This window comes from Paraglaciecola algarum (assembly GCF_021532655.1).
GTDB classification, from domain to species: Bacteria; Pseudomonadota; Gammaproteobacteria; order Enterobacterales; family Alteromonadaceae; genus Paraglaciecola; species Paraglaciecola algarum.
Map to the genome: position 1 here is coordinate 18,322 of NZ_JAKGAS010000003.1, position 23,370 is coordinate 41,691.

Sequence of the window (23,370 nt, forward strand, 5' to 3'; positions counted from 1 at the left end):
ATGCCTAGTCAAACAGCAGAGAATTTATATCAACAACTCAAGCAAGACATTCTTGAGCACAAATTGTTACAAGGCTCTGTACTTAAACAAGAAGAACTCTCCACCCGATATGGTGTGAGTCGAATTCCCATACGAGACGTATTACAAAGACTAAAAGCCGAAGGTTGGTTAATTCAGTCAGGAAAATGTGGAGTCATGGTGAATCCACTTACGGCAAAGGAAGCAGAAGACTTATATATGATGCGTATGCGCCTTGAACCTTTGTTACTAGGTTATGCCATCCCCCACATCAAGCATAAAACTCTCGGTGAAGCAGCGGATATTTTAGAGCAACTAAAATCCAAGGAACTCACGGCACAACAACATGGCGAACTAAATTGGCAGTTCCATACCTGTTTGTGCCAAGTAGCAAATAGACCCACGTTATTAAGTACCATCCACAACTTACACCAATTATGCTCCCGCTATATTGGTTTTCACGCTATGCAATTGAATTATTTAGAAACCGCTCAAAGTGAGCATATAGATTTGATGGCCGCCATTAAAAATAAGCAGGTAAAAAAAGCTCAAACAATATTAGAAAAACATATCGCCAATGCAGGAAAGATATTAGTGGACTACCTAACAGCCAACACTCTATCCAGCTAAATACTTGTAACCCACACCGTAAATTGATTCAATGCGACTGGGTATATCTAACTCAACACTGAGTTTTTTACGTAAATTTTTAATATGTGAATCGATGGCACGTTCATAGTTTTCAGAGTACTTTCCTTGTATAGCTGTTAATAACTCTTCCCTAGAAAACACCTTGTTTGGATACTCCAAAAAAGCTTTTAATAAATTAAATTCATTTACCGTTAGCTTGATTGATTGCTCATTTACGGTAACTAAATGCTTATCAACATTCAAACTAACGGACCCAACTACCAGAACATTTTCAGTTTTTTTATAGTCGCTTCTACTCAATACGGCTTTAACCCTAGCCATTAGCTCTAAAGGGCGAAATGGTTTAGTCACGTAATCATCTGCGCCTAAATCAAAACCGATTAAATGATCGACCTCTTCTATTCGAGCAGTAAGAAATATAATCGGTACATTGGTAAATTTTCGTAATGTTTTACATACGGCTAGCCCATCTAGTTTGGGTAACATCACATCTAGAATAATTAAATCTGGCATATGGTTTTTCACACTATTTAACGCTTCAATGCCGTTCGATACATGGCTTGATACATATTCATGTAAGGTTAAATATTTCCCAATCAAAGAGGCTATTTTTATTTCGTCCTCAACAATTAGAATATGTTTGTTCTCACTCATAAACTCTCTATAGTCTTCATTTATTAGTAACTTAATGGCTAGTTATTGGTTGATTACGGGTTAATTACTGGCAATTTAATAAATACAGCCAAACCTCCATTTCGAGCTTTTTGAGCTTTAATTTCACCTTGATGGGCGCGAATAATATTTTGACAGATTGCCAAACCTATTCCTGCGCCCCCTGACTTTCTATTTCGTGAGGGATCGGCTCGAAATAGTCGATCAAATAACTTGTCTAACGTGCTATCTGGTACACCCGGCCCCGAATCCTCTACACAAATATTAAGCCATTTAGTATCTTGGTTTAATCCAACTCTTATCTGCCCAGCAGGCTCGGTATAACGATAATTGTTTTCTAAAATATTGTTAATAACTTGCGCTAACCTATCGTGATCACCAAGTGTATAAAACTCACCTTCAGGCATTTCGTTATGCACAGTTATTTTTCTATCATGCAACTTATTGGAATATTTTTTTAATTGAGTAGTAATTAGCTGCTTTAGTTCAACATTTTCTTTTTTACACTGAAATTCGGTACTTTCTGTTAACGATAATTCATGTAAATCATCAACCAAACGTATTAGTAAATTCACTTCTTCTTGTAAAGATAAAACAGAATCTTTATCACACGAAATCACTCCGTCTTTTATGGCCTGCATCTCTCCATATAAAATAGTCAACGGAGTACGCAATTCGTGGGAAATATCAATCAACCACTGCTGTTGTTTCGTTTCATAAGACAACAAGGCGGTAGAAATTTGATTAAAACTATTGGCCAGATCATGTAGTTCATCTTTAGTATTCACCGAAATTTTCGACTGAAAATTTCGTTTCGCTAATTCAGAGGCCCCCTCATTTAATTTACGAATAGGCGCAGTGATATGGCGAGATAAAAAATAACTAAATACCATTGAAATAATAATTCCCAAAACTGCAATTCCAAGACTAAATAACAATCTCATTTGTAAATGACGATCTGTAGAGCGAGAATTATTATCATTTACCTCCTTGATAGTCAGCCAACCGATCACGTTTTGCTCTAACATTATTGGTTTAGAAAGCATCTCCTGAGAGTCATATGTAGCAGAAACTATGGTTATTTCATTTACATCTAATAATGCTAAACGCTCGATAAATGTTTCATTTAAAAACTCTAAATATCTTTTAAAAGGAGGGGAACCATACTTATTTTTCTCTGGATTTCTTAGCATAAATTGCATATCAAAATTAAATGGCTTACTAGGTTTTACTCTGTCATCAACGTCCTCTGCACCTTCTTTATTTCTTGCAAGGCGAAAAACATCAGTCTTAAAAGACATTTCCACTAGGCTTTGCCATTTATGCTTATTGTGAATTAATTCATCCCAAGTTTGATGTTTTGCGTAGTACTCACTTAATCTTATAGCCAGTTGGCTAAGCTTCTGACTGTCAGCTCTTGCAATAAAATCATTCATAAAAGATTTATTAGAGAAATAACTTACAGCTTGCATCACTATAACTAAGGTTAGAATGACACTTGCGTTGACAATAAAAAGTTTGTGTAAGAGCTTCAATTTCATAATGGGTAACCTGACGGCTTTATATACCGCCGAATAAATGTAATGAATGGAAAAGTATTAAGTAAATCCGTTTGAGAGTCGAGTATCAAATAACTGATTCATAAAAACACATAAAGTTTGCAATTTTTCTCCACATTTCCTCCACATTCTTAAGGTTAAATTAGCCTGCTAATTTTAACCTATGAGAGTAATCATGTATCCATTCAAAAAAGCACTTATCGTAACAGTGCTTATTAGTTCAAACTTATTTTTATTTGGCTGCGGCAGCAGCTCAGACGCAACCGAAGATGAAGATGTCATCACGTACGAAGACAGTTATATTCAATTTTATAATGCGGTTCCCAATAGTAAGAGCACCGCGGTAACTCTAATAGACAGTGACGAAACAGAAAGTTACTTGGGACAGGTGAGTTATAGCAGAGCTACCGGGCTAAATACTATTCCTGCAAACAATGAATATGTTCTTTCATTAAGTTACTTAGACGATTTTGGCAAAGAGGAAGTATTTAACGAACAAGCCATAGAATTAAAAGAAGGCCAAAAGATGGTGGCTATATTTACCGGTAGCTATGACAACCCTGATATAGTGAGTGTGGTTTATGACCGTTATGACCTTGAAGATGAATTTCGTCTATATTTCACCAATGTGACCAGTAAAACAGCCCAACTTGAAATACTTATTGCTGATGCTGGGGATACCATTGATGAAGCGTCACTTATAGGGGATTTTAATTTTGGCGGTGTAATAGAAAGTGACAAATTTGATCTTGCTGAGTATCACTTTTTTATACGAAATCTTGATACTGGTGAAGTTATTTTTGATTCCGAAAATATTACCTTTAATTTCAGCACCCAGTACCTAATTGTACTTAAAGATGCCTTTGGTCCAAGCCAATCTAAAATTGCCATGGATGTAATTGGTAATACCTCATCAGTATTTGAGTTTGACGATCTTGATTCGTTAGCTCAATTTAGAGCGTACAACACCATTGAAAACTTAACATCTATAGATCTTTCTATTGACGGCAGCACACCGTTGACAATTGAAGGCTTAACGCCGCTTAATATGACAGAGTTTCAAACAGTGGAATTTGGTGATTACCAGTTAAATGTGACAAGTCAAGATAGTGAGATAGTGGTAGATGATTCATTGCTGACTCTCAATCAAAACGAATCTAAAACTGTAATTATTTATCAAGATCAAAATCAAATTATTTCAGCACTTGATTTTACCCAATATATTATCCCATCTAGCTATCAACATAACGTAGATATAGTTAATTTAATCGAAGATTATGAAGACTTAGATGTATATTTTGTAAAGAGTGATGAAACCATAGACACAGCCACTGAATATGCAGTGGGGATCGATTTTACTGAACGCTATACCCGAACGTTGAATAGTAATTTGTATACCATTTTACTGGTCCATGAGAATGACAATGAACAGAGAAAATTATTAGCTAGATTAGACGATGTGGCTCTAGGCACAACCTCTGGCTTAGTATTAATTGCCGATGATGCAGACCCCAGCATAGGCGGTTACAAATTAACCCTAGTGGAATAGGATCAAGGAAAAAATAAACCAATAAAATCGCCGATATAAGTCGGCGATTTTATATTATTGAATAACTTTAATTAAATTCAGATGGCTAAATTTCGTCAGCGTATCCATTTAAATCTAAGGTGCTTTCCAGTGCCGCCATGCCTGCTGGCAAGTCGAGTTTTTGGCCTAAGAGATTTAAGCTAGCCCCAAATGCATGTAACGTTCTAAACAAATTATGAGTGCGGCATTGCTCACCCATTTGACCTATTCGCACTATATTGGCACCAAAAGAGCCTGATATTTCCACTTTGTAACGTTTAGACATAGTACTTAATAATTGCTTGCCATCTATGCCATTAGGCACACTTATGCCTACCACAGAATTTAAACGAGAAGCTGGCTTGACGTATAAATCTAGTCCCATACCTTGAATACCGGCTTGCAGTGCTTGAGAGCTGCGCAGGTGACGAGCAAATCTGACGTCAAGAGTTTCAGTGCACACTAAGCGTAATGCTTCATGTATTGCCAAGATCCCAGAAACAGGTGCGGTATAGTGATATGACTTTTTATACCAAAACTGGTCGGCTAATTTTGCGTCTAAACACCAGTGGCGCAATTGATCATTGCGAGCTTGGATAAACTGCCAAGCCTTACTGGAAAAGCCAATAAGCGATACACCGGGAATACAAGACAAACCTTTTTGCCCGCCTGTGATAACAGCGTCAATGCCCCACTCGTCCATATTAAAAGGCATGGTACTCAAGGTACATACCGCATCAACTATTACCAAACAATCATGTTGTTTAGCAATGGCAGCTATATCTGCCAATTGAGTATTGCAAACTGTACTAGAGGTTTCACCTTGTACAATAGTTAACACCTGAGGTTTGTGCTCAACTATATATTGTTCTACTAATTTGGGGTCTGCACTTAGCCCTTCTTCTATATCTAAACGCACCACTTCAGCTTCTACTCGTTGAGCCATTTCAGCTAAACGGCTACTGAAAAAGCCATTACAAACGCTCAATACTTTACTGCCGGGCACAACTAAATTAGTCACAGCCATTTCCATAGCCGCTGAGCCAGGCCCAGCCACGCCCAAAATATGCCCTTCTCGGGTTTGAAAAACGTATCGAGACATTAATTTAACTTGCTCGATAATTTGCGCCATTGTATCGCCTAAGTGATTGATAACAATACCATTGGCCGCTGCAACCTTGGCTGGAATAGGTACTGGACCTGCTCCCATCATTAACAAAGGTTCGTCGGGTAATATATTATCTAAAGACAAAAGATTGTCTGGCACTTGGATCTGCACGCTTATTCCTTATTTTCAAAAGTTATTTTCAAAAGCTTAGGGGGAAAACATAGTATACCGAAAACACTCTCCATAACCCCAGCTCTTTATTTAATACCATATAAGGTAAAAACCATATGCTGAAACCAATAAAAAAGCTCAACCGATTAAGGTTAAGCTTGTTAAATGAATATTGGTTAAGTTTATATCAAGCCATTATTAAACTTGTAGCTAAGACCAACATCAAAATGCCTACAAAAGCTTCTAAAATTTTCCAAGAAATAGGTTTATGAAATATTGGCGTTAACATTCGAGCGCCATAACCAAGACTAAAAAAGAAGACAAAGGAAGCGATTACCGCCCCTAAAGTAAACTCTAACTTGCTGCCTGTAAATTGAGTGGATATCGATCCTAATAGTACAAACGTATCTAAATAAACGTGGGGGTTTAGCCAAGTAAATGCCAAACAAATCATAGCGGTTTTAAAAGCTGATACCGATGTTTGAGTGGCGGGATCTAAACCATGATTATTCACATAAGCGGAATAAAAACTTTTAAAAGCATAAACATATAAAAATACAGCTCCGCCTATTTTTGACAAAGGTTCAACCCAAGGATACCGATCAACTACAGCGGCAAAACCTGAGACTCCAAGTGAAATGAGTATCGCGTCTGACGCTGCACACAACAAGCAAACCAAAAACACATGCTGTTTTTTAATGCCTTGCTTGGGGCTGTTGCACATTGGTGTATGTTTTTGCAGCGGTTTGTGCGGTATTTATACAATAAAGCTCGAGTGTGTTGTAGTTGTTCTACATGAGTGAGTGCTGAAGCGGTAAAAATGACGCACAAACGCTGTCCAAAGGATTCTGCCTAAACGCTTTTTACTCTTTGTTGCTGACTTTTGACTTAATCCATTAGGCCTTCAAGTCAGCGCCTCAATTAAAAAGCGTTTAGTTTGAACGAAATTTATACACCAATGAGCAACAGCCCCTTACAAACCCATTTTGTGCACCTATAGCTAATATGAGTGATAAACCTAACGAAAACCCCGAGATAAAAGCCGACATTATTTTTCAGTTACAGAAGAACTCTTTGAGCCACCAGCATAATCGACTTTATGCCAACCACTGATTATTTTTTTCACAATATTTCCTGATTGAGTAAAGTTTTCCTCTGTCCAATCGCCATTAGGATCACTGTTTTCAGTTAATATTGAAGCGCCTTCTTTTTTGCTATGTAACGACCAATTACAATGGGACAAATTATTAGCACGCATAAAGTCCATCCAACGCTGAGTTTCTGCTGCGTCAGGGCCGCCATCACCATCAGCATTTACAGTGCCCCATTCAGTGACCATAAGGGCGATGCCTTTATTTAATGCGTAAGTGGCTTTATCTCGCAACTCCTGCTTATGGGTGCCAGCATAAAAGTGCAATGTGTACGCAATATTATTAAATCCTTGAATAGGACTATCTGCGGCTTTGTCTACATCTTGGGACCAAGTTTGGGTGCCAACAATAATCAGATTATCTTTATCAATCGTTCTAATCGCTGCAATGACGTTTTCAGCATAAGGTTTTATAACAGAATCCCAATCGGTATGATCTAAGGGTTCGTTATAAATTTCGTAGATCAAATTATCGGTATGCCCATACTTTTGAGCTATATGTTTGAAAAAAGCTATGGCTTGTTCGGTATTTTGCTCTGCTTTATGGGAATGCCAGTCCACAATAAAATACATACCCTGCTCTATTGCTGCGTCTGCCACCGCTTCAATTTTTTGCATGCGGCCTCTAGGATCCTCTAAATAACCGCCTCTAGATTCTGCTCCCATGGCAATACGCACGATTGAGGCATTCCAACTTTTTTGCACATATTCCACTACATTTGCATTGTAATATTCGTCAGGAGCTATTTCCCCTTTACTTGCCCAACCTTTATTGCCCCAAAATAAACTTGGGCCTGCCAATGAAGCTGGACGGCCTTGATTATCTACAATTTGATTGCCTTTAACCGTTAATGGTCCATGATATTCAACTGCAGTTTGATTGACCGACGTTAATGCCATTACTGGTAAAGTAATGATTAACATTAAGATTGTCTTAGTCAGATAGTGTGTAATAAGATTTAAAGGACGTAGCATTTTTTAGTTCTCTATGTTTTTTAAATTATTCATAAAACCATGGGCTAAATTCATCCCATTATTGATTAGTTGTATCTCAAATAACCAATGTAAACTGATTGGACTTTATTATCAGTTATGATTTGTGACAATTAGACATAATTATTTTCGTTAAAATAATGCAAACTAACAATATGCGATTCTTTACTGAGCAATTAGATGTTTAAAGCACTCGATTCAAAACAGCAGATAAAATTAGTATTTGGTATTTTTGTTGTTTTTACCGCTATTGAATTGGTTAACCTATTTACTGGTAGGATGTTAAATCAATTTGGCAACATTCCCCGTTACGTGCCTGGATTGACCGGTATTCTATTTGGCCCATTTTTACACGGCGGCATACAACACTATTTTTCCAATATTATTCCTTTATGTATTTTTAGTTATTTATTGTTGCAATATGGCATAAAGCGCTATGTGTATGTGACGATTTGGATTATTACGCTAACTGGAATTTTGGTTTGGTTATTTGCCCGACCAGCCACCCATATTGGTGTAAGCGGGGTTGTATACGGCTACTTTGGTTATTTGTTATTAGCAGGCTTTTTAAGTGGCAAGTTTAAATTGATAGTTATTTCATTATTAGTGGGTTTCTTTTACGGTGGGCTGATTTTTGGTGTATTACCTTCAAGGCCTTTTGTCTCTTGGGAATCCCACTTATTTGGTTTTATCGGTGGCTTAGTGGCTGCAAAGTTCTGGGCTACACCCAGTAAAATATGAATATTCATAAAATTACGCTTAGCCTTAGTTGATAATTTGAATATAATGACCTCACAAAAACAAATAGTAATGTAATTAGGGTTCGAATGTCGGAAACAAAACCGAAAAAACAAGGTGGAATGTTAGCCAATCTAGCGTTTAACATAGTTATTCCTGTGGTTATCATGTCAAAACTAAGTGGTGCTGAATACTTAGGGCCTGCTTGGAGTATAGTCGCTGCACTTATCTTCCCTATTGGTTACGGCTTGTGGGATCTAAAACAATCAGGAAAAGTGAACGCTTTTTCGATACTGGGTATTGTGAGCGTATTTTTAACTGGCGGAATTAGTTTATTAGAATTACCAGCTGAATATATTGCAATCAAAGAAGCAGCCATCCCTGGAATCATTGGCATTGCTGTGCTTTTTACCCAACGAACTAGCAAACCTTTACTCAAAGTATTTGTGTTAAATGAACAAATAGTTAACTGGCCAAATTTAACCAAAGCGTTAGAAAGTGCAGGTAATACAGAAGCCTTCGAGAAGAAAATGGCAAATAGCTCCTATATTGTAGCTGGTTCGTTTTTCTTATCATCTGCACTCAATTACATTTTAGCCAAAGTCATTTTAGTCAGCCCGCCAGGTACCACAGAGTACACTGAAGAGTTAGGCAGAATGACCGCGTTAAGTTACCCCGTTATTGTGATACCCAGCATGGTAATGTTAATGGGCGCTCTATGGTATTTGTTCGCTCAGATTAAAAAATTGACCGGTGAAGAGTTAGAAAATTTTTTGGCGGAAGTTTAGCTTAAGCCTTAGACTTAATTCAATAAAAAGCCCGCATTATTGGTCAATAATGCGGGCTTTTTTATCTATCACTCATACGCTAATTCAATTTACTTTGCTTTTAATAACTCAAATACTTTTTGTGCAATATCGGTATTATCTGAATGCCCAATAAAGTTTTCAGCCCCCATTCCAAAGGCAAATACAGGCACATCCACTCCGGTATGCCCGTTTGTTGTCCATCCTGTATAACTTCTGTTATCGATAATTGTGCATATTGCACGAAATAAGGTTTTTGAGTCAGTGGGCTCAATTATCTGTTGCAGTTCCTCTTGGCTTAATTCAAACCCCAGTAATTCTGACGCCAAAGTCCAACGCTGCTTTAAAGGCAATAGTTGCTTAGCAATTTCTTCGGGGGACGCTTTGAGAGACTTGGTCGATGCTGGAAGCCATTCATAAACCCCATTCGCTCCAATAGTTAACCCACCTGTGCTGTGATCAGCAGTAAGTACAACAAGTGTGTCAGGATTATTTGCAACATACTGCTCTAACCATTTCAAGGTTAAAGCCAGATCATGCATTTCAGCCATAGCAGATGCGATATCATTACCATGGCCAGCCCAATCAACTTGACTTGCCTCAATTAATAAAAAGTAACCTTTGTCATTTTCTAATTGGGTAACAGCACTTTTAGCTAAAATAGGTAAACGTGTATTATTTTTAGAGTCCAATGCCCAAGGTAATCCTTTATCACCAAATAATCCCAATAAAGGTTGACCTGTTTTAGCCTCATCTAGCTTTTCAATATCGTCAATATATTGATAACCGGCCTGTTTAAACTCCTTAACAAGGTTTCGGTCATCTCTTATAAAATAATGCCAACCGCCACCTAACATGACATCCAATACAAATTTTCCATCAATTCGGTTGTCAAAGTAGCTATTGGCTATCTCATCATAATTATGACGACTTTCATTGTGTGCACTAAACCCAGCAGGCGTGGCGTGGTTTATCTGAGAGGTGACAGCAATGCCTGTTCTACGCCCCTGTTTTTTGGCAAATTCTAATACGGTTTGGACTGAGTTTTTCTGCACATCAACTGCAATAGCGCCATTGTAGGTTTTAACACCTGAAGACAAAGCCGTTGCGCCCGCTGCTGAATCGGTAACATATCCAGTTTTAGTATGGGGATGTGTGCTGGCCATGCCAACTAACATTCTATCGAATATGGTCGATTCCACTTTAGGGGTTGAGGGGTCGTCAGCAAACATTCTGTAGGCGGTGGTGTAAGCCGGCCCCATGCCATCACCAACAATCATAATAATATTTTTTGGGGTTTTAGCTGACACACTTGCACAGCACAAACCAATCAATAGAAAAGTAACAACTTGCTTCATCTGCTCTCCGAGAAAAAGGGAAATAAATTTAATACCTTGGAAAAAGCTAAAACGCTTAACTTTCAGTAATTGAGATAATATCTTATTTATGTGAAGGATTTAGGAAAATTTTGAAATTTGTAGAATCAAAAAAGATGGAAAGCTTTATTTTTCTAACACCTCACGCATTCTTTGCTGAGCAACATCTACTAGTAGGTCTGGTTGAAACTTTGAGATAAAACGATTACAGCCAACCTTCTGCACCATAGCTTCGTTGAAGCTTCCACTTAGTGATGTATTTAAAGCAATAAATAAATCACTCATCCTAGGGTCTTGACGCACCTCAGCGGTTAATCGATAACCGTCCATTTCTGGCATTTCGGCGTCAGTGAACATCATTAATATTTCGTCAGTGACTTTTTTACCTTCATCAGCCCAACTACGCAATAAATTAAGCGCCTTTAAGCCGTCTTGCTGCTCAATGATTTCAATGCCCAATTGACTAAGGGTTTCTTTAATTTGCCAACGAGCTGTGGATGAATCATCAACTATTAATATTTTTTGACCTCTAAGATGAGAAGCCACTTCTTCATCTAATACTTCCTCAGATATGGTAGTGTCATATTCCACAATCTCTGCGAGTACCTTCTCCACATCAATAATTTCAACAAGTTCAACTTTCTCTTCAATTTCAACTTGGGTAATGGCAGTTAAATAGTTGTTTTTACCTGCGGTACTAGGTGGCGGCTGAATGTCACTCCATGATGTATTTACAATATTCATCACTTTACCAATCAAAAAGCCCTGAACACTTCGATTGTATTCAGTAATAATGACATTTTCTGCTTGGTAACTTTCTTGTCCGGTAGTAATGTGCACAGCACTGCGTAAGTCGATAACAGGAATGGATTTACCACGATAATTGGTCACACCTTTTAAATGACGGTGGGATCCAATCATTTGATTTAACTTAGGCACGGTAATCACTTCTCGTACTTTAAATACATTTAACGCAAAAATATGTCGCGTGCCTAATTTGAACATAAGTAGCTCTAACCTGTTTTCTCCAACAAGTTGAGTTCGCTGATCAATAGACGACATTAATTCTGACATAAGTACTCTTTCCGTAAACCTTGTCTTATTAAAAATTAAGATTAACTGACTATAGTAATCTATTCAAATTATAGAAATGATTTATTACGCCAGTGACACATAATCGGCAAATTATTGTCGGCATTAACTAATAAAAATTAAAATATTTAGGTAAAATTCAAAACAATAAACCAATCGTAATAAAGTAGCTAGAATATTGAACATAGCCAAAGTCGACTTAAACCTATTAGCCTATTTAGATGTACTCATGCGTGAAAGAAATGTCACTAAGGCGGCAAATCAATTAGGCATAACTCAGCCTGCTATGAGCAATAGCTTAAAAAGATTACGCAATTTGTTTAACGACCCTCTTTTAGTACGCACCAGTGAAGGTATGGCGCCAACACAAAGAGCAACAGAACTTCAACCTGTTATTCGTGATGTCTTGGCCAAATTAGAAACGACTATTCAAACACCGGTTGAATTCAATCCACTAACCAGCCAACGAACTTTTAGAATTATGGCCAGTGATTATGCAGAATCCACCTTAATAATGGCTGTGATCCAAAAACTTAATCAACTCGCGCCTAATATAAGTTTAGATTTAATCACCCCCAGTGATGTTACCTTCCATGATGTTGAACAAGGCAAGGTCGATATGGCCATCAACCGCTTTGAAGAGTTACCGCAATCTTTCCATCAAAAAGTGATTTGGCATGATGAATTTGCTTGTGTGGTTAATAAAAGTCACCCATTAGTGTCTCAACTTACAATTCAAAACTACTTAAAAGCCAAACACATTTGGGTGAGCAAAACAGGCTTTGGTGTAGGAGTTGGAATCGACCCGAAACAAGTTCAAAAACTCGGTTGGGTTGATGAAGAACTAACAAAACTAGGAAAACAAAGAGATATTAAAGTATTTACCCGCCACTACCATGTAGCATTACAACTAGCAAAAGGGCAAAACTTAGTGGCAACTTTACCTAGGCGGGCCGCTGACTTATACAAAAACGACCCAGGCGTAGCCATTCTACAACCCCCATTTACGATCCCAGCATTCCCACTAAAAATGGCATGGAGCGCTATTTTACAACACGATACTGGGCATATTTGGTTTAGGAGATTGATTTCAGAGGTGGCGGATGAGTTGGTTAACCAAAATTAAATTTATGAAATACTTACCAAAGTTTGTTTTCGTTTGAAGCTTCTGCTTTATTTTTCCCAGTTAAAAAGTGTTCTACCGAAAATTTAATTTTATTAAAAGTATGAATACATAAAATATTAAAAGGCATTTTCAATTTATGACCTCGTATAAAAGCCATCTGGTGGGCCAAACTAGTAAATGCTTTATTTACTAGACTGTGCCTCGGGATCAATATTCTAGAAAACATCCAATCTGAAACGAGTAATTTCAACGAGCTAGGTTTGTACTTAGATAAATTACTTAGAAACGTATCATTAACCTTTGTACCAATTATACTTTGTAAATATCGACATGCATAAAAAAGCTCTACGCCAAACTTAGTTTCATCTGCAAGTTTTAATAATTCAGGATAAAAAGTAGGATCTTCATTATTTTCAGTGAATAACAAATGCAAGTCAGACAAATCTCTGAATCCATGAATAAATTCTTCCTGATAAAACAAATGAATAATACTATGTAGTGTCATAGCATGGGCTGATAAAATATAATAGCCAGAATCGACTTTTCGTAACCCTTCTAAAAACAACTTAATATCGGGAGCTTTGCCGCTTATAGGAGGAATTAAATTATGATGTATATCAACCACAGTGCCCCGACCAGCTCTTATCAAAGGTGGAACTTCATGAGCCCATTCACGATAGTACTTTTCATCATAATCACTCACTGATTCTGAAAACCAAGCCAATGCTTTCAATCGCTTTTCTATATTAGGTAAGTCAGCCTTATTGACGAGAATATCAATATCTGAAAAGGTACGCCCTTTACCAACCGACCCTAGGGATAACACATAAGCAGCACCTTTAAGAAATATCGCTGGTTGAGAACTGCACTTACTAATATTTAAATTGAGGTCGTGAGCTTCAAAAAATACTTGCGTCTCTAAGAGCTCAGAGTGTTTAAGGCCTGCGTTAAATTGCTCAATAACATAATCGGGCAGAGCTCCATTGAAATTTAACTTTTGATTAGCAGCAATACGAGGCAATACAGAAGAGCAACGAGCAACGCGGACAATGTCTTGCCAATCGCTTGAAGTTAATTCAGTCGGAATATCACCATTCATTAAAGAACAAATATTTTTTACTATATTTTGTCTCATGGCTTAAACTGACCCTCGAGTAAAAACTCTGATACAAGAGCTAAGTTATTATAATGAATTTCAACCGTGTCACATGATTCAACTAAATTAACAGCAGATTCAAATCCCTCTTTACCCATCACACCTTCGTTAAAGGCATTGGTAGATACGGCTTTATAAGCATCACATTTATTCAACGCATATATATCTAACTCTACATTTTTATCATATTTAGGTAACACGATAGCTTTTACCTTAGCAGGCTCTAAATAGCGATTCACACTGTCAATTGGCGGTTTAACGTGGGCCACATCCCCCTTGTTAGTATCTTTTGCAATGTTTGAGATAAATGCATCAGGGAACCACGAATGAAATAAATCAATAGAATTATTTTTGAGACATATAGGGCGAACGAAAGGCTCAACTAATCCAGTGGTCAGATTAATCACTGTCATTTCATCTGATAATAAACGCCAACCAGTATGAGATAAATAGGCGGTAAGCGTGCTTTTTCCTGAACCTGGTGGCGCGGGAAAGATCATCGCTTCACCATTTTTTTCCAACACAGCCCCATGTAACAACAAATAATTATGTTTATGACCAGCTACACACCAGTTCATCCCCCACTCTAACAACGGATAACTTTGAGATTTTGGCAAAGGAAGAAATGGAGAATGCTCGTCGAAATAAAAACTAACTTGAGGTTTTAGAAAACGACGTATGTTATTAGGATAAGCCACCGAAACTTGAAAGTCGGTAAAGGATTCTTTTGGCTTTACCTCGAAGTCTGCGTAAAGTTGTTTAAAAGTTGATTGAACAGATTTAATCTTAGTTAATATACAAAACGAGGTAATCCCGAAATCAATTCCTAGTCCATCATTATTTATAAGATCAGAGAATTCAGAGAGGGAAAGGTCTTTTAACTTCAATCTATTTCACTTTCAATTAGTACACAATTATTGATCAGAGTATTCCAGAACTTGACTTTATCTTCTACACAAAGGTCAACTAACCAAGACTCAACTTGGTCTTTACGCAGTAAAGAACTGTTATTAATTTTGACTAATACGGGGGATAAACTGGCATGAAAATATAAAGCTTTAGATGAAAAACATACAAAGACCAAAACGCCAGATTGATCACTGACGTTTCTAATTATTAATTTAGAATTCAGCTTAAACTGCAATTTAATTAAGCCTAAACAATGTCAATTAGATCGAATATGTAGATTGAATTGCAGCAAGCATATCAGCTACTGATACAGTACCACCATTTTCAATAATTTGATTATTTAAACCATTAGCATAAATAGCACCATTTGCGACATCTAACGGTCCATAAAAACCATTTTCAGCATTAAAATACGCAGCAATAATAGCAGCGTTAATACCCCCCGCACTGAGTAAAGTAGAGAGAGTATCCCCACTGTTTCCACTAAAAAGAGGGCTTTTATCAAATATATCATCCCATCTTAGCCCCAAATCCGCACCACCATTGTTAGGCTCTTTCCAATAATTAGGGCTTTTACCAATAATTTGATTTGGCTCACACTCTCTTGACAGATTACCAGACAAATTACCTGAAACTGCACAACCATTACCACCACCTGTAGCCCACGAAGAACTTAGCGGTAAAGATGCGACCATAGTTGTAGCTGTTGCTCTTTTCAAAAAAGTACGACGTGGGGTAGTATTTTTAGAAACCGAAGATTCTATTCCTTTTGGATTATCAAGACTCATAACAATTCCTTAATTTAAATTCTTTCATTAATTCCATCCACTGAAGCAATTATCAGACCACTTCCCAACCCATTGAAATAAAACAACAAATAATTAACTGCCAATGGGTTTTGTAAAAAATAATGACACTTTGATGTATATATGCTTAGTTTACCTTTAGCCCTTTACGTTTAGCAAGCTCTAGTAAATATTTAACCGGTATTGCATAACTAATGGCCGAAGGTTTTTCTAATACCGATTCTTTACTTTCCTTTACAAACACCTTATTCAGTATACCCAATACCTCACCTGAATGGGCATCGTATAATGGGCTGCCACTGTTACCAGGGTATGCAGTGATATCGAGTTGATAAATCATAAACTTTTTATCCAGTCTCTTCATCATATTAATAGATAATTGGCTGGAGTGTGTGGTAGGTATGGCATCTGGTGTCGTTGCTGCCACAATTCCTTTATGCGTGGCGGGATACAAGCCCAATACTGCACCAATTGGAAAACCTGTTAACAAAACATCTGTACCATCTTGTACGTAATTAGGTGAAGCTAGTTTTAGCGGGGTTAATGCACTGGGTAATTTTAAAATAGCTAAGTCATGCTCTCGATCTTTGGCAATAATTTCTGCTCTAGCAATTTTAGGATTTCTACCCGTACCTGTAAAAACAATGTGGTACTGAACTTTTGTTGGGTCAAGTTCTTGGTCAATTACATGATAATTTGTAGCCACTAAGGTTCCGTCTCCGAATACAAAACCAGTACCATGTAATTTATGTGTCTGTGCACCTAGTGCATCATACAAACCTACCCCTACTACTGAAGGTTTAACCTGCGCAACTATATTAGTAATTGAATGCGCAAGAATGTCTGCAGTAAAAAAAACATGCATAAAGCCGAGTAGATATAAAAACTGAGATTTATTGTAAAACATAACTTTTAATACTGTTCTAAATAACTATGTGGGTATAATCACAGATAAATAACTATTCATCCATTAATTCTGTTGTTTATTTCCTTGGCAGATTATGTATTAAAGGTTTTGATTATGAAAGTGTTGGTCACGGGTGCTGCTGGGTTTATTGGTTTTCATGTAATACAAGTTTTACTGAGTAGAGGAGATGTTGTCATTGGAATAGATAATATTAATGATTATTACGATACCAAGCTTAAAGATTCTCGCCTAGAAATATTAGCTAAACACCCTATGTCAGAAAATTTTACATTTGTAAAAATGGACATTGCAGACAGAAATAAGATGGAAGATTTGTTTTGCAAAAATAAATTTGACCGAGTGGTGCACCTCGCAGCTCAAGCAGGTGTAAGGTACTCTATCGAAAATCCCCACGCTTATATTGATAGTAATATTGTTGGATTTACCAATATTTTAGAAGGCTGTAGACATAATCAAGTTCAACATCTGGTGTATGCTTCTTCTAGTTCGGTGTACGGTTCTAACGAATCAACACCATTTTCAGTGACCGACAATGTCGATCACCCAGTTTCTTTATATGCCGCCAGTAAAAAAGCGAATGAATTAATGGCTCATACATACAGCCACTTATACCAATTACCTACAACTGGACTCAGGTTTTTTACTGTATATGGCCCATGGGGGCGACCAGACATGGCATTATTCAAATTTACCAAAGCCATATTAGAAGGCTCTCCAATTCAAGTATTTAACTATGGTAATCACCATAGAGATTTTACTTACATTGACGATATTGTTGATGGCGTGATTCGTTCTTTAGACAAAATTCCAACAGGCAATGCTGATTGGGATGGTAAAGCCCCAGATCCAAGCACTAGCAGGGGGCCTTACCAAATTTATAATATTGGGGCTCAAACTCCTGTAAACCTGCTCAAATTTATTGAAGCAATCGAAAAAGCCTTAGGTAGAGAAGCAATAAAAGAGTTATTACCCATGCAAGCAGGTGACGTGCCTGATACATATGCAGATGTATCAGCCCTAGCAAACGATACTGGTTACCAACCAAAAACAAAAATTGAACAAGGTATTCAGCATTTTGTCGATTGGTACAAAGCTTACTACTCGTAAGCCTAAGGTTTTGTTCGCTATATTATAAAGGAGACTGAATTGACCTTATCGTATTTAGCAAACTTTATAAGTTCACCTTTGGTACATGTTCCAATTCTATTTATTTTAACCAGGGCGTTAGTGCTTTTAAATGTCAGTTCAAGAACTTGTAAATGGTTATCTGTAATACCTATTTTATGGTTATACATTTGCTCATTAACTTACCCAAGCGTATTAATGATTAAACATTTAGAAGATCAATATGACGTAGTTCCTATAAAGTCTAATAAATGGAAAGAAACTCAAGGCATTGTTGTTTTAGCTTGTTATTATTTTGAAGACGATGAATTACCCTTTGTATCACGGTGGCCAAACTGCTCAATGCAGAGAAATTTGCATGCAGCATTAATGTACCAAGCACATCCTATTCCAGTCTATGTAGCCGGTGACATTTTAGGACGTAATCACAGTAAACCCATGGCTGAACACAATAAATCATTTTTTCATATTCTTGGAATACCAAAAGAAAGCATAGTCACTGCCCCTAAAGGCAGAAACACTCAATCCGAGGTGTCGGCTTTAGCACCTTTGCTAAAAGGAAAATATATCTCTTTAGTGACTTCAGCCAGTCATATGCCTCGAGCAATAAAATACTTTGAAGAACAAGGCATAAAGGTGCTCCCCGTCCCAGTGGAACATATGAGCAACAAAATTATTGAACCCATGTTAGGGCTTCCGAATGCCCATAGCATATACCGCAGTGAACGGGCGATTCATGAATATTTAGGTTTAATTTATCAAAAATTTTTCCGATAACCAGTTATAACTTATTTAATGTTTTAGACTATCCTGAGGTAAGCCGTTGAATTTTCTGGATTTGAGATGAGCAAAGTTGTACCTATTTTTTCAGGTGGAGGCACCCGACTATCCGCTCACATTGGCATTTTGGATGCGCTAAAAGACTTGGGTGTAACGTTTGAGCATATAGTAGGGGTATCTGGAGGGTCAATTGTTTCCTCTCTATACTGTTCTGGTATGCCTTTAGAAGAGATAAAAGAACTCTCGATAAAAACCCACTTTAAAGATTTTAAAGGCTTCAGCCTGCTTACCTTGTTATTTCAAGGGGGGTTAAGTAACGGCGATAAATTTGAAAATTGGATGGATGATAAATTAGCGGGGAAAACATTTTCAGACATATCTCATAACCTTAATATTTTAGCCACTGATGTAAATGGTGGTGGACCTGTTATATTTAATAAAGTCAATTCTCCTAATTTAAAGGTATCTAAAGCAGTGCGGTTTTCAATGTCGATACCTCTAATATTTAGCTTTCAATCCTACAAAAAACATATATTGGTTGACGGCGCTATACTATCTGAAGATGCATTATATAAAGACTGGTCAGGGGACGGCACGCAAGTTATTTGTTTTAGGTTAAAAAGTGAGCCTGTTGCTGATGATAAATTTAAAAAAAGTTGGTTACCTATAAAACAATATGTGATGATGCTAGTCCGTACGTTTATGACTGCCATGTCAAGAGAATATGTACATGATCAATATTGGAAAAATACTATTATTGTTAACACAGGAAAGCTTTCTCCTGTTGACTTCAATATAACGGTTGAACAGAAAGAACAACTATATAAAGTCGGGTATCAGACAGCCCTAGAGTTTGTCCCGAATAGACTAAACCGTACAAAATAATTACCTATAGTATTCATTGGATTAACGGATTAAAGTGTGAAAAAACTTAGAAAATATGCAGAAAAACCCATTATAGGCCCAATCATTAAAAAGCTAATGAATTTTGAGGTTAGCCGACAAGCGAATAAAATCTCAACTCATTTTTCTGAATACCTTGGCCCAGTAATAGCCTTTAGCGATTTGCAAAAATCAGAATCTTATAAAATTCGCCATAACGTATATTGTCAAGAGTTAAAGTTCGAAGAGTTAAAACCAAATGGATTAGAGATTGATAGCTTTGATAGCCATTCTACGCACTGCTTGATTAAGCACATTCCTTCAGGTGATTATGCAGGAACAGTTAGAATAGTTAAATCGACAAATGAAAACCAATTATTACCGATCGAAAAATACTGTATCAGCTCTATTGATGAGAATAAGGTCCACCCTAGCGATTTTCCTAGACATGAAATATGTGAGATTTCTAGGTTAGCAGTTCCTGCACAATTTCGTAAACGTCAAACAGATAAATTTACAGGCTCTGCAACCGGTGTGATTAATGAAAATATCTACTCAGAAAGAGAGTTAAGGTGTTTCCCTTTTATAGCGGTGGGGTTGTATCTTACGGCCGCTTCTGTATGCCTAAGGCTAGGTATTAAACACTGTTTCGTCATGATGGAACCAAGATTAGCCCGAAGTTTACGCTTCGTAGGTATACCTTTTGACCAAGTAGGCCCAGTGGTTGAATATCATGGAAAACGTGCACCTTTTTATATTAGTCGTCATCAACTAATGAATAGCATGAGTCCAGGATTTAAAAGTATGCTAACCAATATCGACAAAAAAGTTGAAGAGCAGTTTTATGAAGACAAATAAGAATCGAGGATAATGTCAATTTTTTTTACATTCTAATAAACAGGTAAACTCACAAAAACCACAACCCCATGTTAATAAACAACTTTTTAATATTGGCACACATAATGCTTTTGTATATTCGATTACTAAATTCCCCATCACAAGGATACATGAAATGAAAAACATACTTAGCAAAACAAAGGTTTTATCTGCTAGCTTATTACTAGCAATGGGTGTTGCAGGAAGCGTTAATGCTGCAAGTTATACTTTTGGTACTGCCGCTGACCTAAATGGTGTAGCACAAGTAGCTGCCGACGGTTCTGGATTAACCAGTGTAAATGTACCTGCATCAAACCTAACAAATGGTCAATTACCTGGATTCGAAGGTTACTTTGTTGAAACGTTTGATAAAGCCACACAAACAATTCAACCTGATTTCTTAGCTGATGGTACTCCTAACCCACTTGCTGGCAACCCGTTCCCTGCAGGATCTATGGCTTATAACGATAGTGTTGGTGGACCTTTCGATACGTGTGCCGTTAACGGTACAGGTAGTGGTATAACTGTAAACACTAAAGATGCTGATTCATTCGGTGTTCGTATGGGTTCTGTTAACCAACGTGCTGCTGCTCCTGCTGGTGACAGTACATGTTATGGCTTTACACCTAAAGAAAAAACAAGTTTACCTTCATGGGTTGAAGTTGATTACTCTGGATTCTTAGCAAATGCTGGCGATGTAGGTATTACTTTTCTAGGTTTTTACTGGGGTTCAATCGATGTATACAATGATTTTACTTTCTATAATGCTGGCGGAAGTGAAATTCAAACAATTAAAGGAACAACTTTACTAAATGCTGCTGGTGGCCAATCTGGTAACCAAACTGGTCCTGGCTCTAATATTTATGTAGCTCTTGATTTCAGTTTAAATGAAGCTTTTACCAAAGTTCGTATTACTTCTACTAAAGTTGCTGGTGAGTTTGATAACATTGTTATTGGTCTTCAAAACAGACCACAACGTCCAGTGCCAGCTCCAACTGGATTAGCGTTCTTAGGACTTGGCCTTATTGGTTTAGGTTTGAGAAAACGTTTAAGTAAATAATAACGTTTAATTAAATATTGAAAAGCCGACAATTGTCGGCTTTTTTTTTACTTACTGTTAAGTTTAGGTTCTGGTAATCCAACTTTTCAGGTAAGGTTAAATGACAATTTATCTTAATGAATCTCGACATGGATATCACTAGTAGCTTATTAGAAGAGCTTTCACAAAAGACTTCTGCCAAAATTTTAAATAATATTGAAGCCACACAAAAATATGGCAAAACTACTTTTTCTCCCGTTATTCAGCTAGACGGGGCTATCATAATTAACTCTGACTCCGAAATTAGTGACGTATTACAACTAGCCAATACTTATCAATTTAACTTATATCCCATATCAACTAATAAAAATTGGGGTTATGGTTCGTTTGCGACTCAAAAAAATAGACTTAATTACATTCTTGATTTGGGGCAACTCACTACAATTACTCCTACTAGCAAAGAGTTAGGCCTTATTACATTAGAGCCTGGAGTCACTCAGCAAAAGTTATACGACTATTTAAAAGAACACAATTGGAAATTTATGGTTCCAGTGACTGGAGCTGGACCTGAATGTAGTATTTTGAGCAACGCAGTAGAAAGAGGTTATGGGATAACTCCCCACAACGACCATTTTTATGCTGTAACTGCTCTCAAAGGTTATATTCCGCATCCTGAGTTATGCACAACAAAATATGAATCAGCCATTTCAGCTTTAGATAAGCGAGGAAGTGATTTTATTGATAAAACTTATAAATGGGGATTAGGGCCCTACCTAGATGGGCTGTTTACTCAAGGTAATTTAGGTATTGTCTCTGAAATGACTATAAGGTTAGCGCCAATTCCCGCTCACTTCTGTTCGTTTTATATTCAAATATTTAACGAAGACAAATTTGAAAGTGCAGTAGCATTTATTAGCAATATATTAAGAGACTACTCAGGGATTATTGCTTCAGTAAATCTAATGGATCAACGTCGTTTAATATCAATTACATCTGACAACCCCAATAATTCTAATTCAACAAAAGTATTAACAGACAAACAAATCGAGTTTATTTCTAAACAAAAAAAACTACCTAAATGGATGATAGTAGGCTCTATCTATTCTGATAAAAAATTAGTAAATGTATTAAAAAGTACTTTAAGGAAAAAAGCCAAAGAACTAGGTACTATATTTTTCTCTGATTCATTGCGAGTAAAAATTGCAAATAAAGTTCTCAAAAACTTACCTTTGAAATTTAAAGCAACTCAAAACCTACTTGCTCAATTAGAGTCACTTCAAGAGGGTACTGATATAATGCAAGGCATACCAAATCAAGTTGCATTGCCTTTACCTTATTGGCGAAACCCAAAGGTCACTCCAGATAAAAGTATCGTATTATCACCAGCTGAGGATGGCTGTGGTTTATTATGGTATGCACCACTTATTAAAATGAGTCCATCTAGCCTTAGAGAATTCACCACTTTTATACGTGAAATTACACCTAAATATAATATTGACCCTCTCATAACCTTCACTAATTTAAAACATGATTGTGTTGATTCAACCGTACCAATCGTTTTTAACTTAGCTAATCAAGCCGAAGTAGAAAATGCACATGCATGTCTAAACGAACTCATAAAAGAAGGTGTAAAAAGAGGATATGTTCCCTATAGATTAGACGTAAACCAACAGAAAAAACTAGATAATAAACATACTTTTTGGCAAACGACTCTAAAAATCAAACAAGCTTTAGACCCGAATGGTATTTTAGCACCTAAACGATATAATCCAGACTAGACATTCTTACTTATAGTGATGGTTGTAGAATTAAAAATGTAAACTAATAAAAACTTCCTGTGCT

General features: G+C 36.9%; 23 protein-coding genes. 11 read left to right on the forward strand and 12 right to left on the reverse strand.

Annotation, left to right across the window (positions count from 1 at the left end; genetic code table 11):
* Positions 1-648 (forward strand): GntR family transcriptional regulator, encoded by a 648-nt coding sequence (locus tag L0668_RS06330; protein WP_235311249.1) that lies wholly within the window; start codon positions 1-3, stop codon positions 646-648.
* Here L0668_RS06330 and L0668_RS06335 read toward each other — a convergent pair.
* Together L0668_RS06335 and L0668_RS06340 are read right to left on the reverse strand one after the other, a co-directional pair.
* A complete protein-coding gene (locus L0668_RS06335; RefSeq protein ID WP_235311250.1) occupies positions 637-1,323 on the reverse strand; it encodes a response regulator transcription factor in 687 nt (228 codons plus the stop codon). The genes L0668_RS06330 and L0668_RS06335 overlap by 12 nt on opposite strands.
* Before the next feature lie 53 nt (positions 1,324-1,376).
* Positions 1,377-2,882, reverse strand: coding sequence for an ATP-binding protein (locus L0668_RS06340; protein ID WP_235311251.1), 1,506 nt, complete (start codon positions 2,880-2,882; stop codon positions 1,377-1,379).
* Positions 2,883-3,075: 193 nt separating this feature from the next.
* Between L0668_RS06340 and L0668_RS06345 the strand changes: the two genes are divergently transcribed.
* Positions 3,076-4,449: a hypothetical protein gene (locus L0668_RS06345; protein WP_235311252.1), complete on the forward strand. Its 1,374-nt coding sequence runs from the start codon at positions 3,076-3,078 to the stop codon at positions 4,447-4,449.
* A gap of 85 nt (positions 4,450-4,534) precedes the next feature.
* Here the strand turns inward: L0668_RS06345 and L0668_RS06350 are convergent, their stop codons facing one another.
* The 3 genes from L0668_RS06350 to L0668_RS06360 all read right to left on the reverse strand — a co-directional run bounded on the left by L0668_RS06350 (position 4,535) and on the right by L0668_RS06360 (position 7,820).
* Positions 4,535-5,746 carry a pyridoxal-phosphate-dependent aminotransferase family protein gene (locus L0668_RS06350; protein ID WP_235311253.1) on the reverse strand — a complete coding sequence of 404 codons (1,212 nt, stop codon included), beginning with the start codon at positions 5,744-5,746 and terminating at the stop codon, positions 4,535-4,537.
* A gap of 187 nt (positions 5,747-5,933) precedes the next feature.
* Positions 5,934-6,470 (reverse strand): LysE/ArgO family amino acid transporter, encoded by a 537-nt coding sequence (locus L0668_RS06355; RefSeq protein ID WP_235311254.1) that lies wholly within the window; start codon positions 6,468-6,470, stop codon positions 5,934-5,936.
* Between the two features lie 324 nt (positions 6,471-6,794).
* The gene (locus L0668_RS06360) at positions 6,795-7,820 is read right to left on the reverse strand and encodes a glycoside hydrolase family 5 protein (protein ID WP_235311255.1); all 1,026 of its coding nucleotides are present in this window, start codon (positions 7,818-7,820) and stop codon (positions 6,795-6,797) included.
* A gap of 249 nt (positions 7,821-8,069) precedes the next feature.
* On the opposite strand from L0668_RS06360, the gene L0668_RS06365 reads away from it, so the two are divergent.
* Positions 8,070-8,630: a rhomboid family intramembrane serine protease gene (locus tag L0668_RS06365; protein WP_235311256.1), complete on the forward strand. Its 561-nt coding sequence runs from the start codon at positions 8,070-8,072 to the stop codon at positions 8,628-8,630.
* Positions 8,631-8,716: 86 nt separating this feature from the next.
* Positions 8,717-9,415 (forward strand): VC0807 family protein, encoded by a 699-nt coding sequence (locus L0668_RS06370; RefSeq protein WP_235311257.1) that lies wholly within the window; start codon positions 8,717-8,719, stop codon positions 9,413-9,415.
* Positions 9,416-9,504: 89 nt separating this feature from the next.
* Here L0668_RS06370 and L0668_RS06375 read toward each other — a convergent pair whose 3' ends face one another.
* Both L0668_RS06375 and L0668_RS06380 read right to left on the reverse strand, forming a co-directional pair.
* Positions 9,505-10,791 (reverse strand): alkaline phosphatase, encoded by a 1,287-nt coding sequence (locus L0668_RS06375; protein ID WP_235311258.1) that lies wholly within the window; start codon positions 10,789-10,791, stop codon positions 9,505-9,507.
* Positions 10,792-10,935: 144 nt separating this feature from the next.
* Positions 10,936-11,883: a chemotaxis protein CheV gene (locus L0668_RS06380; protein ID WP_235311259.1), complete on the reverse strand. Its 948-nt coding sequence runs from the start codon at positions 11,881-11,883 to the stop codon at positions 10,936-10,938.
* A gap of 196 nt (positions 11,884-12,079) precedes the next feature.
* Here L0668_RS06380 and L0668_RS06385 point away from each other — a divergent pair, with 196 nt between their 5' ends.
* Positions 12,080-13,027, forward strand: a complete 948-nt coding sequence (locus tag L0668_RS06385) for a LysR family transcriptional regulator (protein WP_235311260.1) — start codon at positions 12,080-12,082, stop codon at positions 13,025-13,027.
* A gap of 13 nt (positions 13,028-13,040) precedes the next feature.
* Here the strand turns inward: L0668_RS06385 and L0668_RS06390 are convergent, their stop codons facing one another.
* The 5 genes from L0668_RS06390 to L0668_RS06410 all read right to left on the reverse strand — a co-directional run bounded on the left by L0668_RS06390 (position 13,041) and on the right by L0668_RS06410 (position 16,805).
* Positions 13,041-14,162 carry a nucleotidyltransferase domain-containing protein gene (locus tag L0668_RS06390; protein ID WP_235311261.1) on the reverse strand — a complete coding sequence of 374 codons (1,122 nt, stop codon included), beginning with the start codon at positions 14,160-14,162 and terminating at the stop codon, positions 13,041-13,043.
* The gene (locus L0668_RS06395; RefSeq protein ID WP_235311262.1) at positions 14,159-15,070 is read right to left on the reverse strand and encodes an HprK-related kinase A; all 912 of its coding nucleotides are present in this window, start codon (positions 15,068-15,070) and stop codon (positions 14,159-14,161) included. Before L0668_RS06395 ends, L0668_RS06390 begins: the two co-directional genes overlap by 4 nt.
* Entirely contained in the window at positions 15,067-15,327 is a 261-nt protein-coding gene (locus L0668_RS06400) for a hypothetical protein (RefSeq protein ID WP_235311263.1), read from the reverse strand. The genes L0668_RS06395 and L0668_RS06400 overlap by 4 nt, the downstream gene beginning before the upstream one ends.
* A gap of 25 nt (positions 15,328-15,352) precedes the next feature.
* Positions 15,353-15,880: a hypothetical protein gene (locus L0668_RS06405; protein ID WP_235311264.1), complete on the reverse strand. Its 528-nt coding sequence runs from the start codon at positions 15,878-15,880 to the stop codon at positions 15,353-15,355.
* Between the two features lie 145 nt (positions 15,881-16,025).
* On the reverse strand, positions 16,026-16,805 hold the full coding sequence (locus tag L0668_RS06410) for a S1 family peptidase (protein WP_235311265.1): 780 nt from the start codon (positions 16,803-16,805) through the stop codon (positions 16,026-16,028).
* A gap of 114 nt (positions 16,806-16,919) precedes the next feature.
* Here L0668_RS06410 and L0668_RS06415 point away from each other — a divergent pair, with 114 nt between their 5' ends.
* The 6 genes from L0668_RS06415 (at position 16,920) to L0668_RS06440 (ending at position 23,306) form a co-directional block, all read left to right on the forward strand.
* Positions 16,920-17,933: an NAD-dependent epimerase gene (locus tag L0668_RS06415; protein ID WP_235311266.1), complete on the forward strand. Its 1,014-nt coding sequence runs from the start codon at positions 16,920-16,922 to the stop codon at positions 17,931-17,933.
* 216 nt (positions 17,934-18,149) lie between these two features.
* Positions 18,150-18,728 carry a YdcF family protein gene (locus tag L0668_RS06420; protein WP_235311267.1) on the forward strand — a complete coding sequence of 193 codons (579 nt, stop codon included), beginning with the start codon at positions 18,150-18,152 and terminating at the stop codon, positions 18,726-18,728.
* Positions 18,729-18,794: 66 nt separating this feature from the next.
* Positions 18,795-19,616: a patatin-like phospholipase family protein gene (locus L0668_RS06425; RefSeq protein WP_235311268.1), complete on the forward strand. Its 822-nt coding sequence runs from the start codon at positions 18,795-18,797 to the stop codon at positions 19,614-19,616.
* 36 nt (positions 19,617-19,652) lie between these two features.
* Positions 19,653-20,471, forward strand: a complete 819-nt coding sequence (locus L0668_RS06430; protein ID WP_235311269.1) for a PEP-CTERM/exosortase system-associated acyltransferase — start codon at positions 19,653-19,655, stop codon at positions 20,469-20,471.
* 154 nt (positions 20,472-20,625) lie between these two features.
* On the forward strand, positions 20,626-21,549 hold the full coding sequence (locus L0668_RS06435) for an Npun_F0296 family exosortase-dependent surface protein (RefSeq protein ID WP_235311270.1): 924 nt from the start codon (positions 20,626-20,628) through the stop codon (positions 21,547-21,549).
* A 128-nt stretch (positions 21,550-21,677) separates the two neighbouring features.
* Positions 21,678-23,306 carry an FAD-binding protein gene (locus L0668_RS06440; protein ID WP_235311271.1) on the forward strand — a complete coding sequence of 543 codons (1,629 nt, stop codon included), beginning with the start codon at positions 21,678-21,680 and terminating at the stop codon, positions 23,304-23,306.
* Positions 23,307-23,370 lie beyond the last annotated feature (64 nt).

Excerpts from the sequence above, each read along its gene's own strand:
- L0668_RS06330 (WP_235311249.1), top strand. The coding sequence starts at position 1 with ATGCCTAGTCAAACAGCAGAGAATTTATATCAACAACTCAAGCAAGAC.
- L0668_RS06420 (WP_235311267.1), top strand. The coding sequence starts at position 18,150 with ATGATTAAACATTTAGAAGATCAATATGACGTAGTTCCTATAAAGTCT.
- L0668_RS06440 (WP_235311271.1), top strand. The coding sequence starts at position 21,678 with ATGGATATCACTAGTAGCTTATTAGAAGAGCTTTCACAAAAGACTTCT.
- L0668_RS06340 (WP_235311251.1), bottom strand. The coding sequence starts at position 2,882 with ATGAAATTGAAGCTCTTACACAAACTTTTTATTGTCAACGCAAGTGTC.
- L0668_RS06425 (WP_235311268.1), top strand. The coding sequence starts at position 18,795 with ATGAGCAAAGTTGTACCTATTTTTTCAGGTGGAGGCACCCGACTATCC.
- L0668_RS06405 (WP_235311264.1), bottom strand. The coding sequence starts at position 15,880 with ATGAGTCTTGATAATCCAAAAGGAATAGAATCTTCGGTTTCTAAAAAT.
- L0668_RS06355 (WP_235311254.1), bottom strand. The coding sequence starts at position 6,470 with ATGTGCAACAGCCCCAAGCAAGGCATTAAAAAACAGCATGTGTTTTTG.
- L0668_RS06360 (WP_235311255.1), bottom strand. The coding sequence starts at position 7,820 with ATGTTAATCATTACTTTACCAGTAATGGCATTAACGTCGGTCAATCAA.
- L0668_RS06390 (WP_235311261.1), bottom strand. The coding sequence starts at position 14,162 with ATGAGACAAAATATAGTAAAAAATATTTGTTCTTTAATGAATGGTGAT.
- L0668_RS06370 (WP_235311257.1), top strand. The coding sequence starts at position 8,717 with ATGTCGGAAACAAAACCGAAAAAACAAGGTGGAATGTTAGCCAATCTA.
- L0668_RS06375 (WP_235311258.1), bottom strand. The coding sequence starts at position 10,791 with ATGAAGCAAGTTGTTACTTTTCTATTGATTGGTTTGTGCTGTGCAAGT.
- L0668_RS06335 (WP_235311250.1), bottom strand. The coding sequence starts at position 1,323 with ATGAGTGAGAACAAACATATTCTAATTGTTGAGGACGAAATAAAAATA.
- L0668_RS06415 (WP_235311266.1), top strand. The coding sequence starts at position 16,920 with ATGAAAGTGTTGGTCACGGGTGCTGCTGGGTTTATTGGTTTTCATGTA.
- L0668_RS06435 (WP_235311270.1), top strand. The coding sequence starts at position 20,626 with ATGAAAAACATACTTAGCAAAACAAAGGTTTTATCTGCTAGCTTATTA.
- L0668_RS06380 (WP_235311259.1), bottom strand. The coding sequence starts at position 11,883 with ATGTCAGAATTAATGTCGTCTATTGATCAGCGAACTCAACTTGTTGGA.
- L0668_RS06410 (WP_235311265.1), bottom strand. The coding sequence starts at position 16,805 with ATGTTTTACAATAAATCTCAGTTTTTATATCTACTCGGCTTTATGCAT.
- L0668_RS06345 (WP_235311252.1), top strand. The coding sequence starts at position 3,076 with ATGTATCCATTCAAAAAAGCACTTATCGTAACAGTGCTTATTAGTTCA.
- L0668_RS06365 (WP_235311256.1), top strand. The coding sequence starts at position 8,070 with ATGTTTAAAGCACTCGATTCAAAACAGCAGATAAAATTAGTATTTGGT.